Raw genomic sequence first — 15771 nt, 5'->3', positions numbered from 1 at the left:
AATGGTCTCAGTCCGCATTCCGGATCGCATTGGCCCGCCGCCGCAATTCCCTTTCAGTGGCAAACGGACGGTCCTCTTCCAGGCATGGCTCGCCCTTGAGTTCATCGCGGAAGGTCCAATGCAAATGGCTTGCCCGCACCACCAGCCCGCGCAGGCGTTTGACTTCCCACAGCACGGCCAGCATGTCGTCATTCTGGTTGCGCAGCCAGATTTCACGAAGTTGTGCTGCGGTCAGCGGCTTTCTTGTAACTGTATGCATATACAGTAGTTTAGCAAGCTCAATCGGGTTAGCATAGCCCCCATGTGTACCAATTACCGCCCCACTTCGCGCGACCTGCTGCAGGAAATGATGGACATCGACCTGTCCAACATCGCCGGCATGGAATGGCCAGACGAGACCTGGAAGGACTACGACGCCCCCATCATCCGCCTCGGCCTCGACGGACAGCCGGAATGCGTGGTGGCGTCCTTTGGTTTCGTGCCGCGCCGCCATGTGCCGGCGGCAATGCCATCGCTGACCACCATGAACGCCCGCAGCGAAACCGTGGGCCAACTGCGCTCCTACAGCAGATACTGGCGTTCGAGCCAGCTTTGCCTGGTACCCATGACGGGTTTTTACGAGCCCAATTATGAATCAGGCAAGGCCGTGCGCTGGCAAATCAGCATGGCGGACAAGCATCCGTTCGCCGTGGCCGGCATGTGGCGCAGCTGGGAGGAAACCGATGGCAGCGTCAGCCACGCCTTCACCCAGCTGACCATCAACGCCGACGAACACCCCTTGTTGAAACGCTTCCACAAGCCGGACGACGAAAAGCGCACCCTGGTCGTAGTGCCGCCGGAAGCATACCGCGACTGGCTGTCCTGCCGCGATCCCGAGTTTGCCCGCGCCTTCCTCAATCCCTATCCGCACGAGTTGATGCTGGCGTGGGAAGACCCCCGCCCGCCGGCCAGGAAGAAAGCTGCCGTCGAACCGCAGCAGCAATCACTGCTGGATCTTTAGCAGCAAACAAAAAGGGCTGGCCCCTGCGCAATGCAGGGGCCAGCCCTTGGCAGCAATGCCAGCAATCAGGCTTTGCGGCGGCGTGCTACGGCCAGGCCAGCAAGGCCCAGTCCAAGCAGTGCCAGCGATGCAGGCTCAGGAATTTTTGCCGACTCGACCATGAAGGTCGCATTCCTTGCATGCAGCTGCCAGCCCGGATAGCCGATTGGGGCCGCGAACATTTGCAGCTTGACGACAGGGTTCAATGCCCAGTCAATCGTGTCCAGTTTGAGGTTGAGGTTTTTCAGTGCGAGGGCGTCGTTCGCGATGTTAAAAGTCTGGGTCGTGAAGTTATGCCAACCGCCGGCTACGTGCACGTTGAACAAATTGGCGCCGTTGGCGAACAGGCCGATCAAAACCTGGTTACCCGCCGGATCCTGGCCACCCCAACCCTGGTCGTAAATATTCATCGAGCTGGTCAGCCCGAAAATTTCGTTGGTGCCATGCGCCAAGGTAACGCTGGACATCTGTTTCCACTCCCAACCACCAAATGAATCCATGAACACAGGTGCCGTGGTTTGGAGAGAGAAATTTTGTTTAAAATCAATGGACTGTAGAAAACATTGTTAAAACAGTCGAGTAAAGCGTAAAAAATCCCGACTCCATTTGGCAACATGATTGCAATTACGGCAATTAAAATTACCTTCTTAATGTCGGGAAACTTTACACTTCGTGTTCATCAAGGGGACTTGGCGCAAGCATTTCATTTACAAATCAATGATTTACAAATGCATGGCCCAGTTCTTGCTTTTGATTATTATTGATTACCATTAGCAAATTTTAGATGCCAAACATGAAATTAAAAGCCCTCGCTGCCGCAGCTGTTCTTGCAACACCAGTTTTCGCTAACGCCACCCCATTCACCCTCCTCGCAGGCGGCAATATCAACCTTGAGCAAGGCACCAACGTCACTGGCGACGTGGGCGCCAAGGGCAACATCCACTCCAAATACGAGTCCCAGGTGAGCGGCAATGTTAGCGCCGGCGGCAATGTCACCCTTGAGCAAAAGTCCCAGATCAAAGGCAATGCGACTGCCGGCAAGCAGGTGGACGTGAAGTACCAGGCCAATGTCACCGGCACCGTCGCCGGCAAGACGAATTCCCCATCGCTGAATACCTTGCCAACCGCCACCGATTTCAAGACAGGCGGAAAAGCCTATGGCCTCAAATCCGGCGCAACTGCCGAAATGGCAAGTGGCTCATACGGCAAGGTCAACCTTGAATACGATTCGACCCTGAAGCTAAGCGCAGGCACGTACTACTTCGACTCGCTGACTGTAGGCGCCGAGAGCGCGTTCATCTTCGACCTGTCCGGCGGCGCCATCAACCTGTTCGTCAAGAACAACGTGGAGATCGGCTCGAAATTTGATTTCGAAATGCTGAACGGTACGGCCAACGACATCTACACCGAAACCAAGGGCAACTGGACGCAAGGTGCATGGAGTGAATGGTTCGGCACCCTGTTCGCCTCCGGTGCAGGAAGCAATATGCACTTCAACCAGGGATCCGTTTTGGGCGGCACGTTCATCGCGCGCAAGAACATCCAACTGGACCTGAATTCCATCGTGACTGCGATGCCGGAAGAAACTTCGAAAGTACCGAATCCAAGCTCGCTGCCCTTGCTGGCAATCGGCCTGGCATCACTGGCGCTTTTCCGTCGCCGCAACGTGGACTAAGGCGGAAATTTTGCCTGGAGGCTTATTTATTCAATTCGCCATAGGCACGAAATTCTTGTCCAGGCTACTCCTGCACAGCAAGGTGGCCGACTTATTGCCAGCGCCCGCTGCACATAGGGTTTGTGCTACGGGCCATTCATTCACAAGTGGGAATCTGAGTTGAGATTGGCCTGCCCTACAGGAATCGAACCTGTGACCCTCGGCTTAGAAGGCCGATGCTCTATCCAACTGAGCTAAGGGCAGAATGGCGGGCGATGCAAGAAAAAGCCATGCCGCAAAAGAAAAGCGGGTTGTCCGAAGACAACCCGCTCTAGAATTTCCTGGTCGGAGTACAAGGATTCGAACCTTGGACCCCCTGCTCCCAAAGCAGGTGCGCTACCGGGCTGCGCTACACTCCGATGAACGAATAATACCCCGGCGAGGCACCATCCGTCAATGTCACGCGGGCAACTTTATGCTGCCAGCGCTGTTTCAACTTTATCGGCGATGCGGCGCGCCATGCTCTGGGCCTTATCGGCGTCGCGTGCTTCGACCATGACGCGGATCAGCGGCTCGGTGCCGGAAGCGCGGATCAGCACACGGCCGGTGTCGCCCAGCTCCGCTTCCACCTTTTCTTTTTCCGCAACCATGGCGACATTCTTCTGCCAGTCGAAGCCGGCAGGCACGCGCACATTGATCAGGGTTTGCGGGAACAGTGTGACTTCGCCGGCGATCTCGGCCAGGGTGTTGCCGCTGCGCTTGAGCGCGGACAGCACTTGCAGCGCGGAGATGATGCCGTCGCCGGTGCTGTGCTTGTCCAGTGCCAGCAGGTGGCCGCTGCCCTCGCCGCCCAGGATCCAGCCTTTTTCCTGCATCACTTCCAGCACGTAGCGGTCGCCCACTTTGGCGCGCGCGAAGCCGATGCCCTTCTGCTTGAGCGCCACCTCGACAGCCATATTGGTCATCAGGGTGCCGACGGCGCCAGCGACGCCGCCGTTGGCTACACGGTCCATCACCATTACGTACAGCAGTTCGTCGCCGTTATACAGGCGGCCGGCTGCGTCGCACATGATCAGGCGGTCGGCATCGCCGTCCAGCGCAATGCCGAGGTCGGCTTTGTGCTCGAGCACGGCAGCAGCCATGGCTTTCGGAGCGGTGGCGCCAACGCCGTCGTTGATGTTCAGGCCGTCCGGCTTGTTGCCGATGGCGACCACTTCCGCGCCCAGTTCATGGAACACGTGGGGGGCGATGTTGTACGCGGCGCCGTGGGCGCAGTCGACCACGACTTTCAGGCCGCGCAGGTCCAGTTCGTACGGGAAGGTGCTCTTGCAGAACTCGATGTAGCGGCCCTGGGCATCATCCAGGCGGCGGGCGCGGCCCAGCTTTTCCGGCGAGACGCATTCCATCGGCTGCTCCAGCATGGCTTCGATGTCCAGCTCGACCGAGTCCGGCAGCTTGGTACCCTGGTCGGAGAAGAACTTGATGCCGTTATCCTGGAACGGGTTGTGCGAGGCGGAGATCACCACGCCGGCTTGCAGGCGCAGCGCGCGCGTCAGGTAGGCGATGGCCGGGGTTGGCATCGGGCCGGCCAGCTTGACGTCGACGCCGGCGGCCGAGAAGCCCGCTTCCAGCGCGGCTTCCAGCATGTAGCCGGAGATACGGGTGTCTTTGCCGATCAGGACGGCTGGGCGGGCGGTGCCTGTCGCAGCGCTCTTGGCCAGAACCTTGCCAGCGGCATAGCCGAGGCGCATGACGAAGTCGGGGGTGATCGGAGCCTGGCCGACCAGGCCACGTACGCCATCGGTACCGAAATATTTACGTGCCATATTGTGTTCTCTTCCTTTTCTTAATGCGCCGCCTGCCACACGCAGAGTGCGTCGACGGTCTCTGCTACATCATGCACCCTGACGATCTGGGCACCGTGCGCCACAGCTGCCAGCGCGCCGCCGAGACTGCCTGCCAGGCGCTGTTCAACGGGTTTGCCAGTGATGGCGCCGATCATCGATTTGCGCGACAAGCCAGCCAGCAGCGGCACGCCCAGCTCGGCAACCATTTGCCTGCCAGCCTTCAGCAATGCGTAATTATGTTCTACTGTTTTACCAAATCCAAAGCCCGGGTCGATCCACAGGCGCTCTTTGTCGATGCCTGCCGCCGTCAGGACGGCAATGCGTTCGGCCAGGAAATCCGTGACTTCGCGCACAACATCATTGTACTCGGGGTTGGCCTGCATTGTTGTCGGATTGTTAATCATGTGCATTATGCACAACGCACAATCGCTCTCTTTCACCGCTTCGATGGCGCCGGGCGCGCGGAAACCGTTTATATCGTTGATCATGTCGACGCCGGCCAGGACCGCTTCGCGCATGACTTCCGGTTTATAGGTGTCGACGCTGATCGCCTTGCCGCAATCGCGCAGGGCAAAAATCAGGGGCATCACGCGCCGCAGCTCTTCATCCAGTGTCACGGCCGGAGCGCCGGGACGGCTGCTCTCGCCGCCGATGTCGATGATGTCGACGCCGTCACGGATCATCTGTTCGGCGTGGGTGATTGCGTAGTCGAGGCTGGCGAACTGGCCGCCGTCGCTGAAGGAATCAGGGGTGGCGTTGAGGATGCCCATCACCAGCGCGCGGCTGGTGGGGAAATTGAAGCGTCCGAACTTGTGTTGGGGCATGGGTGGCGGAGGCTTTTAAACCGGCAAATCCGGGTCAGACCCAAGGGTCTGACCCCGGTGTGCGGCCGTCCGGGGCTGGTTCTGAGTTTTTGACTTTCGACGAAGGTCAAGGACTACAACCAACACCTGTAACAGCGGATATGACAGTGTCAGACCCTTGGGTCTGACACTGGTTTACCGGTTTGGGATTTCGATCAGGCTGGGGCGGTGGCGTTCGGGTTCGGGCTGGAACCTGGGCCGTCGCTGCCTGGCTGTTTGCGGATGGTGGTGCCGGCCTTCGGCGGGCGCGGCTCCTGGCCCGCCATGATGTCGTTCACCTGGTCCGCATCGATGGTTTCCCATTCCAGCAGGGCCTTGGTCATCACTTCGACCTTCTCGCGGTTATCTTCCAGCAGCTTGCGCGCCAGGGCATATTGCGAATCCAGGATGGTGCGGATTTCCGCGTCCACCTTCTGCTGGGTCGCTTCCGAGATGGTCTTGTTGGCGCCGCCCAGCCAGCCGTCGTTCTGGCTGTCTTCGTACACCATCACGCCCAGCGCATCGGACATGCCGTACTTGGTCACCATGGCACGGGCCAGCTTGGTGGCGCGGGCGAAGTCGTTGGAGGCGCCGGTCGACATCTGGCCGACGAAGATCTCTTCCGCGATACGGCCGCCGAACAGGATGGAAATCTCTTCCAGCATCTTGTCCTTGTAGCCCGAAATATTGTCGTGCTCAGGCAGCTGCCAGGTCAGGCCCAGGGCCCAGCCGCGCGGCATGATGGTCACTTTGTGGACCGGGTCAGCCTTCGGCAGCAGCTTGGCCACCACGGCGTGGCCGGACTCGTGGTAAGCGGTATTGCGGCGCTCTTCTTCGCGGATCACCATGGACTTGCGTTCCGGGCCCATGAAGATCTTGTCCTTCGCATCTTCGAAGTCGATCATGTCGACCAGGCGCTTGTTGCGGCGCGCGGCAAACAGTGCAGCCTCGTTGACCAGGTTGGCCAGGTCGGCGCCGGAGAAGCCCGGGGTACCGCGTGCCAGGATATCGGCTTTCACGTCGGTGCTGATCGGCACTTTGCGCATGTGCACGTTCAGGATCTGTTCGCGGCCGCGGATATCCGGCAGGCCAACGGAAACCTGGCGGTCGAAACGGCCTGGGCGCAGCAGCGCCTTATCCAGCACGTCGGCACGGTTGGTCGCGGCAATCACGATCACGCCGGATGAAGCTTCAAAGCCGTCCATCTCAACCAGCAGCTGGTTCAGGGTCTGTTCGCGTTCGTCGTTACCGCCGCCCATGCCGGCGCCGCGATGGCGGCCTACAGCGTCGATCTCGTCGATGAAGATGATGCAAGGCGAATGCTTCTTGGCGTTCTCGAACATGTCGCGCACGCGGCTTGCGCCGACGCCGACAAACATTTCGACGAAGTCCGAACCGGAAATCGAGAAGAACGGCACCTTGGCTTCACCCGCAATGGCACGTGCCAGCAGGGTTTTACCGGTACCTGGAGGACCAACCATCAGCACGCCGCGTGGAATACGGCCGCCCAGTTTCTGGAACTTGGTCGGGTCTTTCAGGAAGTCGACGATCTCGGTCACTTCCTCTTTGGCTTCATCGCAACCTGCCACATCGGAGAAGGTCACGGTGTTGTTGGTTTCGTCCAGCATGCGCGCCTTCGACTTGCCGAAGGAGAACGCGCCGCCCTTGCCGCCACCTTGCATCTGGCGCATGAAGAATACCCACACGCCGATCAGCAGCAGCATCGGGAACCAGGATACAAATACCTGTTGCAGGATGCCTGGCTCTTCAGGCGGCTTGACGTCGAAGCGCACGCCGTTGTCGCGCAGGTCGCGGATCAGGCCACGGTCCAGGAAAGTGGACGTGGTACGGACTTTGGAATCGTCGACCCGGGTGGCAGTAATCGTCTGCCCTTCAATCACGACATCTTTAATGCGCTTCGCTATGACCTCATCCAACAGATCGGAATAAGCGATAGGCTTTGCGCCGCCGGCAATGCTGTGGCTGTCGAATTGCTTAAACAGCATAAATAGCAGCAAGGCTACAACGACCCAGATAGCCGATTTAGAAAACATGTTATTCACGAAAACTCCTTGGATGCGCAAAGCGCACCAGTTACCTGTAGCAGAAATCCGATTTTACTCGTTAAACCCGGGCCGTGCTACAAACCGGCCCTATGGTGCACACTCCTGCGCAGGATATGTGGGTTTTTCCAGCTAAATCAAGGGCCAGAATGGCATTATTCCACTGGATTTTTGAGCCCGCGGCCCAATAAGAAAATTTCTGACGATTTATCGCGGCTGGCCTTCGGCTTTTTCTGCACCACGGTCTTGAATTCGCGCCGGAATTTCTCGACAACCTGGCTGAATCCCAGGTCTTTGAAACACTTCACCAATAAAGCGCCACCCGGTTTCATATGCTGCTGGCTGAACTCAATGGCGATATCGATAAGGTCTTCCATTCGGGCAGCATCGGCCACCGCAATACCAGATAAATTGGGCGCCATATCGGACAATACAAGGTCCGCCTTGCGGCCTTGCAATACTTCGGCCAATTGGTCGAGGACTTCCTGCTCGCGGAAATCGCCCTGGATGAAGTGCATATCGGAGATCGGCTCCATCGGCAGGATATCCAGTCCGATCATGGTGCCGTTGATGCCGCCGCCCTCTTTCCCGGCCAGCTTGCGGCGCACGTACTGGCCCCAGGAGCCAGGGGTGCAGCCCAGGTCGACGATCACCTGGCCAGGCTTGATCAACTTGGCGTCCTCGTCGATCTCTTTCAGCTTGTAGGCTGCCCGGGCACGGTAGCCGTCCTTCTGGGCGGCCTTCACGTACGGATCGTTAATATGGTCGTGCAACCAGTTTTTGTTTAATTTGTTCTTAGCCATTAGCGTAGAATACTGCCTTTAAGAGAACTATCCAAAAATAACTATGCTGAACCTTACCCCTGCCGAACGCAGTGTCCTGCGCGCCGAAGCCCACGGCCTGAAGCCTATCGTCCTCGTCGGCGAATCCGGCCTGACCCCTGCCGTGATGAAGGAGATCGAGCTCGGCCTGGATTCCCACGGCTTGATCAAGGTGCGCGTTTTCGGTGATGACCGCGAAGCCCGCATCGAAATGTACGAATCCATCTGCGAGAAGACCGGCGCCGCGCCTGTGCAGCACATCGGCAAGCTGCTGGTGCTGTACCGCCCGAAAGTCGATGCCGAGAAGTCCGCCACCGGCAAAGCCGGCAAAGGCATGCGCATGGTGACCATCGTCAAGCCAAGCGCTTCCGGCACCAAGAAGCCATCCGTGAGCAAGGTCCTGCTGAAAGGGAACGAACGCGTTACCGCCGGCGGCACCATCAAGCGCGTCAAGAAGAAAGTCGGCACCAAGAAAACCGTGGGCTGAAATTAAAAAGGCGGGCTACCCCGCCTTTTTTTACGTCTTGATCTTTCAGGCTTGCTTCCAGAGCAGCCAACCTGCCAGCAGGCTCTGCACCAGGTAAATGGTGCTGGAAATGCCATGCAGCTTGCCAAAGCTGGCGTCGCCCGACGCCTTGGCCGCCGCCATCATCGGCTGGATGCCGAAATGGCTGGCCACGGTGCACATCACCATCGCCACCACGATCAGCAGCACCAAACGGCGGCGTTTGGGCGTCCAGTCGCGGGTGCCAAAGAACAGCAGCACGCCCATGGCGGCGCCGCAGCCCAGCGACAACATCGCTTCGGCATGGAACATCAGGCCGGCAATCGAGCCGGCCAGCACGCGGTCCAGCGATGCAAACAGGGTCGGCGCCACCAGGTAGCCGACCGTCCACAGGCTGCCGGCCCACAGCGCGGCCACCAGCAGGCGAACTTTCGCCAGCATCATCAAACGTAGCGGACTTCGAGGATTTCGTATTCGCGTGGGCCGGATGGGGCCTGCACTTCCACCACGTCGCCGGCATACTTGCCGATCAGGGCGCGGGCGATTGGCGAGGTGACCGAAACCTTGCTCATTTTCAGGTCGGCTTCGTCGGTACCGACGATCTGGTAGCTCACTTTGGAGCCGGACTCCAGGTCTTCCAGGTCCACCGTGGAGGCGAACACCACGCGGCCTTCCGCGTCCAGGGTGGTCGGGTCCACGATCTGGGCCGAGCTCAGCTTGCCTTCCAGCTCCGCGATACGGCCTTCGACGAAGGCCTGGCGCTCCTTGGCGGCATCGTATTCTGCGTTTTCGGACAAGTCACCGTGCGAACGCGCTTCGGCGATGGCATCGATGACAATGCGGCGTTCCTTGGTTTTGAGCTGGTGCAGCTCTTCTTTCAGGAGTTCGGCGCCGAATTTAGTCAGTGGAACGGTATTCATGTCAGTCTCTGGTCAAATTGCTAAAAAGCACAGAGCCCGCGCCATGCTTCAGCGCGGGCCCTGTGGTTATATTGTCAAGCGTACTACTTACGTGGCCTTAGTTTAAAGACTTATGCAGGCCTTGTAAATCGTACACACGCAATTCGTCCAGGTGGCGGATACCGGCCACGGCCGCTTCCGCACCGGCGATGGTGGTGTAGGTGGTCACGCGGGCCGCCAGCGACGAGGTGCGGATGTTGCGCGAGTCGTTGATCGCGGTACGCTTCTCTTCCACGGTGTTGATCACCAGGACGATTTCGTGGTTCTTGATCATGTCGACCACGTGCGGACGGCCTTCCGACATCTTGTTCACCGGGGTGACAGGAATGCCGGCGGCGGAGATCACGGCGGCGGTGCCCTTGGTGGCGCACAGGGTGAAGCCGGCGTCGACCAGGTCCTTCGCCACTTTCACGGCGCGCGGCTTGTCCGACGCTTTCACCGACAGGAACACCTTGCCCGACTTCGGCAGCTTGACGCCGGCGCCCAGCTGGGATTTCACGAAGGCTTCCGCGAAGGTGGCGCCCACGCCCATCACTTCACCGGTCGATTTCATCTCCGGGCCGAGGATGGTGTCCACGCCAGGGAATTTCACGAACGGGAACACGGCTTCCTTGACGCTGAAGTAAGGCGGCACGACTTCCTTGGTAATGCCCTGCTCCGCCAGCTTCTGGCCGACCATGCAGCGCGCGGCGATCTTGGCCAGCTGCAGGCCGGTCGCTTTGGACACGAACGGCACGGTACGCGAGGCGCGCGGGTTCACTTCCAGCACGAAGACGACGTCCCGCAGTTGGCCATCACCCTGATCCTGCTTCTGGATCGCGAACTGCACGTTCATCAGGCCGACCACGTTCAGGCCCTTGGCCATCAGCGACGTCTGGCGCTTCAGTTCATCGATGGTTTCCTGCGACAGCGAGTATGGCGGCAGCGAGCAGGCCGAGTCGCCCGAGTGCACGCCGGCCTGCTCGATGTGCTCCATCACGCCGCCGATGAAGGTGGTGTCGCCGTCGGAGATGCAGTCGACGTCGCACTCGATGGCGTCGTTCAGGAAGCGGTCCAGCAGCACCGGCGAGTCGTTCGACACCTTCACTGCTTCGCGCATGTAGCGCTCCAGGTCGCGCTGCTCGTGCACGATTTCCATCGCACGGCCGCCCAGCACGTAGGAAGGACGCACCACCAGCGGGTAGCCGATTTCCTGTGCCAGCGCCAGCGCTTCCTCTTCGGTGCGCGCGGTGCGGTTAGGCGGCTGGCGCAGGCCCAGGTCCTGCAGCAGCTTCTGGAAGCGCTCGCGGTCTTCCGCGGCGTCGATCATGTCAGGCGAGGTGCCGATGATCGGCACGCCGTTGGCTTCCAGGTCCAGCGCCAGCTTCAGCGGGGTCTGGCCGCCGTACTGCACGATCACGCCCACCGGTTTTTCCAGGTCGACGATTTCCAGCACGTCTTCCAGGGTCAGCGACTCGAAGTACAGGCGGTCGGAAGTATCGTAGTCGGTCGACACGGTTTCCGGGTTGCAGTTGACCATGATGGTCTCGTAGCCGTCTTCGCGCATCGCCAGCGCGGCGTGCACGCAGCAGTAGTCGAATTCGATACCCTGGCCGATTCGGTTCGGGCCGCCGCCCAACACCATGATCTTCTTCTTGTCGGTCGGGTTGGACTCGCACTCTTCATCGTAGGTCGAGTACATGTAGGCGGTGTCGGTCGAGAACTCGGCGGCGCAGGTGTCGACGCGCTTGTACACCGGACGGATGCCCAGTTCGCGGCGCTTGTTGCGCACGGCGGTGTCGCCGCATTGCAGCAGGTAGCCCAGGCGGCGGTCCGAGAAGCCCTTCTGTTTCAGCTTGTACAGGGTGTTCTTGTCCAGGTTTTCCAGCTTCTGGGTGTCGAGCCACAGTTCCAGGTCGATGATTTCCTTGATCTGCACCAGGAACCACATATCGATCTTGGTCAGCTGGTACACCTCTTCCAGGGTGAAGCCCTGAGCGAAAGCGTCGCCCACGTACCAGATGCGGTCCGGACCCGGCTCGCCCAGCTCCTCTTCCAGCTTCTCGCGGTCGACGGTCTTCTGGTTCATGCCGTCCACGCCCACTTCCAGGCCGCGCAGGGCTTTCTGGAACGATTCCTGGAAGGTGCGGCCCATCGCCATCACTTCGCCCACGGATTTCATCTGGGTGGTCAGGTGGTGGTCGGCGGTCGGGAATTTTTCGAACGTGAAGCGCGGCACCTTGGTCACGACGTAGTCGATCGAAGGTTCGAACGAAGCCGGGGTCGCGCCGCCGGTGATTTCGTTGCGCAGTTCATCCAGGGTGAAGCCCACGGCCAGTTTCGCTGCAACCTTGGCGATCGGGAAGCCGGTGGCTTTCGATGCCAGTGCCGAGGAACGGGACACGCGCGGGTTCATCTCGATGACGATCATGCGGCCGTCTTTCGGGTTGATCGAGAACTGCACGTTGGAGCCGCCGGTGTCCACGCCGATCTCGCGCAGCACTGCCAGCGAGGCATTGCGCATGATCTGGTATTCCTTGTCGGTCAGGGTCTGCGCCGGGGCGACGGTGATCGAGTCGCCGGTGTGCACGCCCATCGGGTCCAGGTTTTCGATCGAGCACACGATGATGCAGTTGTCCGCCTTGTCGCGCACCACTTCCATCTCGTACTCTTTCCAGCCCAGCAGCGATTCTTCGATCAGCAGCTCATTGGTCGGCGACGCTTCCAGGCCGCGTTTGCAGATCGCTTCGAATTCTTCTTCGTTGTAAGCGATGCCGCCGCCGCTGCCGCCCATGGTGAAGGATGGACGGATGATGGTCGGGAAACCGACTTCCTTCTGCACCGCCCACGATTCTTCCATCGAGTGCGCCACGCCGGAACGCGCCGAACCGAGGCCGATCTTGGTCATCGCGTCCTTGAACTTGGAGCGGTCCTCGGCCTTGTCGATGGCTTCCGGGGTGGCGCCGATCAGTTCGACCTTGTACTTGTCCAGCACGCCGTTGCGGTGCAGGTCCAGCGCGCAGTTCAGCGCGGTCTGGCCGCCCATGGTCGGCAGGATCGCGTCCGGCTTTTCCTTGGCGATGATGCGCTCCACAACCTGCCAGGTGATCGGCTCGATGTAGGTGACGTCGGCCATTTCCGGGTCGGTCATGATGGTCGCCGGGTTGGAGTTCACCAGGATGACCTTGTAGCCCTCTTCGCGCAGCGCTTTACAGGCTTGCGCGCCGGAGTAGTCGAATTCGCAGGCCTGGCCGATGATGATCGGGCCGGCGCCAATAATCAGGATGCTTTTGATGTCAGAACGTTTTGGCATTTATTTCTTCTCCGCGGCATTCATCATGTTGATGAAGCGGTCAAACAGGTAGGCGACGTCGGTTGGGCCAGGCGATGCTTCAGGGTGGCCCTGGAAGCAGAATGCCGGCACGTCGGTGCGGGCGAAGCCTTGCAGCGAATTGTCGAACAGCGACACGTGGGTCACGCGGCAGTTGGCCGGCAGCGTGTCCGCGTCCACGGCGAAACCGTGGTTCTGCGAGGTGATCATCACCTTCTTGCTGTCCAGGTCCTGCACCGGGTGGTTGGCGCCGTGGTGGCCGAACTTCATCTTCAGGGTCTTGGCGCCGGAAGCCAGTGCCATGATCTGGTGGCCCAGGCAGATGCCGAACACCGGGATCTTCTTCTCCATGAAGACTTTGGTCGCTTCAATGGCATAGTCGCATGGCTCAGGATCGCCGGGACCGTTGGACAGGAACACGCCGTCCGGGTTCAGCGACAGCACGTAGGCGGCGGAAGTCTGCGCCGGCACCACGGTCACTTTGCAGCCGCGCGAAGCCAGCATGCGCAGGATGTTGCGCTTGACGCCGAAGTCGTAGGCCACCACATGGAATTGGCGGGCCGCGCAGGCGTCGGCCACCTTGCCATAGCCGGTGCCCAGTTCCCACTCGGTCTCGGTCCACTCGTAGACTTCCGGTGCGGTGACGACTTTGGCCAGGTCCATGCCGGCCAGGCCAGGGAAGCTGCGCGCCAGTTCCAGTGCCTGCTGCACGGACGGCTCGTTGCCCTGCACACCGGTCACGATGGCGCCGGCCTGGGCGCCCTTCTCGCGCAGCACGCGGGTCAGCTTGCGGGTGTCGATACCGGCGATGGCGACGATGTTTTCGGCCTTCAGGTAGTCGGACAGCGATTGGTGGGAACGGAAATTCGACGCTACCAGCGGCAGGTCGCGGATGATCAGGCCTGCGGCGTGGACTTTGGATGCTTCGACGTCTTCGGTATTGATACCGTAGTTGCCGATATGCGGGTAAGTCAGGGTGACGATCTGGCGGGAATACGATGGATCGGTCAGGATTTCCTGATAACCCGTCATGGAGGTATTGAAAACGACTTCGCCCGTCGTATGACCGGCAGCGCCAATGGAAATACCTTTAAAGATTGTTCCGTCGGCTAGTGCCAGGATGGCTGGAACGGCTGGGCCAGAAAAAAATGGCGGCAAGGGCAACTCCTGATTAAGTTACCGTAGCGACGCCACTCAGACAACCCACGGGACGACCGGGCGCAATGCCGGGCTCGCAGGTCAGATGATGATGGATGTGTGAGGTAGGCGCTACGGTCGAATGGTAATTGGCTAAACCTTTGAATTATAACCCAAAGTTCCTTCGCCGGCAAGCCCCGGCCGAGCATCAGCGCCCTTGGCGAAGGGCCTCGGCCAATCGTGGCACCAGCGTCGAATGGCGTTTGTGCAAGAACAGGTAAAGCGGCACTTCTTCCAGGGGTGGCAGCAATTGCAGCAGGTCCGCGTCGTGCTCCTGCATCGCCCTTACCTCCTTATTGCCGCGCCCCATGACGGCAATGTCACAGCCGCCGGCCTTCAGCATGCGCAGCAGCGACGCATCGTTATCCAGGCGCTGCCGCGGCATGCCGGCGGTGCGTTCCTCGGTAAAGTTGTAGCCGCGCCGCACGCACAGGGTATGGCCGCGCAGGGATTTCCAGCCTTGCGATACATCGATCTTCTTGTAGGAATAGGCAGTCGGCGCATACAGATAGACCGGCTCCGGTACCGCCACCAATTGTGAATAGGCGCTGGCAGCCAGCATGGTGCGGCCGACGGCGCCATCGAGCTTGCCCTCGTTGGCCAGCACCATGCCGCGTTCAGACGACAGGGCGCGCACCTGGACCCGCACGCCGGCGCGTTTCGCCGCCGCCTCGACGGTTTTCCAGGCCTCCATATGGGCCGGCGTGTCAGGGATGACGAACAGCTGCAAGTCCTGGCCCCGCAGCGGCGCCGATACCAGCGCGCACAGCAAGGCGGCCAGGATACGCATGGCTACTCCCCTTCGCCGAGCAGTTTATGCATGGTGCCGTCGGCCCGCATCTGCTTCAGGGCGGCGCTCACCTTGGGTACCAGTGCCGCATGGCTTTTGTGCAGGTAGATATACAGCGGCATCACTTCCATCGGCGGCAGCAGCCGTTGCAGCGGCGGCTCCGCCGTCATGGCGGCGCGCGCCAGTGCGTTATTGCGCTCCATGACAGCGACGTCGCAGCCGCCGGCGGCCAGCATGCGCAGCATGGTCGACTCGTCGGCCAGCACCTGGCGCGTCATGTCCTTGGTGCGCTGGTCGGTCTGGCGCAGGCCGCGCCGGATACAGACGGTGTGCGAGCGCAGCGACTCCCAGCCAGCCGCCACATCAAAACGCTTATAGGAAAACGCAGTGGGCGCGTATTGGTAGATCGGCTCAGGTATCTGGACCAGGTTGGGGAAGTTTTTTTCCAGGCCTGAAGAGCGGCCCACGTCGCCATCGGTGGCGCCTTCATTGGCCAGCACGGCGGAACGCTCAGGAGAAACTTCGCGCACTACCGCAGTGACGCCGGCGCGCTGGAAGGCCACTTCCGCCGCTTTCCACAGGTCGGCGTGGGTGGTGCTGCGCGAGATGACGGACAGCTGCAGCTCTTCAGCATGCAGCGGCAGCGGCAGCGGCAGCGACAGGATGATTGGGCAAAGCAGCATGGCGACCACAGGTCTCATAATTCCCCCTTGCATGTATTCTAGGAATGCCTTGCCTCATTTG

16 protein-coding genes and 2 tRNA genes are annotated in these 15771 nt (G+C 60.2%); 4 read left to right on the top strand and 14 right to left on the bottom strand.

The genetic code is table 11. The annotated features are described in order from the left end of the window. Nucleotides 1–7: 7 nt before the first annotated feature. Nucleotides 8–259 (bottom strand): hypothetical protein, encoded by a 252-nt coding sequence (locus ASD07_RS03685; protein ID WP_055925497.1) that lies wholly within the window; start codon nt 257–259, stop codon nt 8–10. Between the two features lie 42 nt (nt 260–301). Between ASD07_RS03685 and ASD07_RS03680 the strand changes: the two genes are divergently transcribed. After that, a complete protein-coding gene (locus ASD07_RS03680; protein WP_055925494.1) occupies nt 302–1000 on the top strand; it encodes an SOS response-associated peptidase in 699 nt (232 codons plus the stop codon). Nucleotides 1001–1065: 65 nt separating this feature from the next. On the opposite strand, the gene ASD07_RS31575 is transcribed toward ASD07_RS03680, so the two are convergent. Beyond that, a complete protein-coding gene (locus ASD07_RS31575; protein WP_055925491.1) occupies nt 1066–1506 on the bottom strand; it encodes a PEP-CTERM sorting domain-containing protein in 441 nt (146 codons plus the stop codon). A 147-nt stretch (nt 1507–1653) separates the two neighbouring features. Between ASD07_RS31575 and ASD07_RS30620 the strand changes: the two genes are divergently transcribed. Both ASD07_RS30620 and ASD07_RS03670 read left to right on the top strand, forming a co-directional pair. Continuing rightward, a complete protein-coding gene (locus ASD07_RS30620; RefSeq protein WP_156397851.1) occupies nt 1654–1803 on the top strand; it encodes a hypothetical protein in 150 nt (49 codons plus the stop codon). Between the two features lie 29 nt (nt 1804–1832). Beyond that, complete coding sequence (locus ASD07_RS03670) at nt 1833–2714, top strand: polymer-forming cytoskeletal protein (protein ID WP_156397850.1); 882 nt, start codon at nt 1833–1835, stop codon at nt 2712–2714. Nucleotides 2715–2880: 166 nt separating this feature from the next. On the opposite strand, the gene ASD07_RS03665 is transcribed toward ASD07_RS03670, so the two are convergent. From ASD07_RS03665 to ASD07_RS03640, 6 genes are all read right to left on the bottom strand, one after another. Further along, nucleotides 2881–2957, bottom strand: a tRNA-Arg gene (locus ASD07_RS03665). 78 nt (nt 2958–3035) lie between these two features. Next, a tRNA-Pro gene (locus tag ASD07_RS03660) sits at nt 3036–3112 on the bottom strand. Between the two features lie 54 nt (nt 3113–3166). After that, nucleotides 3167–4519, bottom strand: a complete 1353-nt coding sequence (gene glmM, locus ASD07_RS03655; RefSeq protein ID WP_055925485.1) for a phosphoglucosamine mutase — start codon at nt 4517–4519, stop codon at nt 3167–3169. A 20-nt stretch (nt 4520–4539) separates the two neighbouring features. Beyond that, nucleotides 4540–5364, bottom strand: a complete 825-nt coding sequence (gene folP, locus ASD07_RS03650) for a dihydropteroate synthase (protein WP_055925482.1) — start codon at nt 5362–5364, stop codon at nt 4540–4542. A gap of 194 nt (nt 5365–5558) precedes the next feature. Continuing rightward, nucleotides 5559–7445: an ATP-dependent zinc metalloprotease FtsH gene (ftsH, locus tag ASD07_RS03645; RefSeq protein WP_082507105.1), complete on the bottom strand. Its 1887-nt coding sequence runs from the start codon at nt 7443–7445 to the stop codon at nt 5559–5561. Nucleotides 7446–7600: 155 nt separating this feature from the next. Next, a complete protein-coding gene (locus ASD07_RS03640; protein WP_055925476.1) occupies nt 7601–8248 on the bottom strand; it encodes an RlmE family RNA methyltransferase in 648 nt (215 codons plus the stop codon). Nucleotides 8249–8291: 43 nt separating this feature from the next. On the opposite strand from ASD07_RS03640, the gene yhbY reads away from it, so the two are divergent. Then, the gene (yhbY, locus tag ASD07_RS03635; protein WP_055925473.1) at nt 8292–8753 is read left to right on the top strand and encodes a ribosome assembly RNA-binding protein YhbY; all 462 of its coding nucleotides are present in this window, start codon (nt 8292–8294) and stop codon (nt 8751–8753) included. Nucleotides 8754–8798: 45 nt separating this feature from the next. Here yhbY and ASD07_RS03630 read toward each other — a convergent pair whose 3' ends face one another. The 6 genes from ASD07_RS03630 to ASD07_RS03605 all read right to left on the bottom strand — a co-directional run bounded on the left by ASD07_RS03630 (nt 8799) and on the right by ASD07_RS03605 (nt 15728). After that, nucleotides 8799–9215: a DUF4149 domain-containing protein gene (locus ASD07_RS03630; protein WP_055925470.1), complete on the bottom strand. Its 417-nt coding sequence runs from the start codon at nt 9213–9215 to the stop codon at nt 8799–8801. Further along, entirely contained in the window at nt 9215–9691 is a 477-nt protein-coding gene (gene greA / locus ASD07_RS03625; RefSeq protein WP_055925467.1) for a transcription elongation factor GreA, read from the bottom strand. The genes ASD07_RS03630 and greA overlap by 1 nt, the downstream gene beginning before the upstream one ends. A 97-nt stretch (nt 9692–9788) precedes the next feature. After that, a complete protein-coding gene (gene carB, locus ASD07_RS03620; protein WP_055925465.1) occupies nt 9789–13022 on the bottom strand; it encodes a carbamoyl-phosphate synthase large subunit in 3234 nt (1077 codons plus the stop codon). Next, nucleotides 13023–14198, bottom strand: a complete 1176-nt coding sequence (gene carA / locus ASD07_RS03615) for a glutamine-hydrolyzing carbamoyl-phosphate synthase small subunit (RefSeq protein WP_055925462.1) — start codon at nt 14196–14198, stop codon at nt 13023–13025. A gap of 187 nt (nt 14199–14385) precedes the next feature. Next, complete coding sequence (locus tag ASD07_RS03610) at nt 14386–15027, bottom strand: ABC transporter substrate-binding protein (protein ID WP_055925459.1); 642 nt, start codon at nt 15025–15027, stop codon at nt 14386–14388. A gap of 2 nt (nt 15028–15029) precedes the next feature. Next, on the bottom strand, nt 15030–15728 hold the full coding sequence (locus ASD07_RS03605; protein WP_162246530.1) for an ABC transporter substrate-binding protein: 699 nt from the start codon (nt 15726–15728) through the stop codon (nt 15030–15032). Between the last annotated feature and the right edge of the window lie 43 nt (nt 15729–15771).

Source organism: Duganella sp. Root336D2 (genome assembly GCF_001425005.1).
GTDB lineage: Bacteria > Pseudomonadota > Gammaproteobacteria > Burkholderiales > Burkholderiaceae_D > Rugamonas.
The sequence above is the reverse complement of the archived record's forward strand: the minus strand, read 5'-3'. Positions and strand labels throughout refer to the sequence as shown.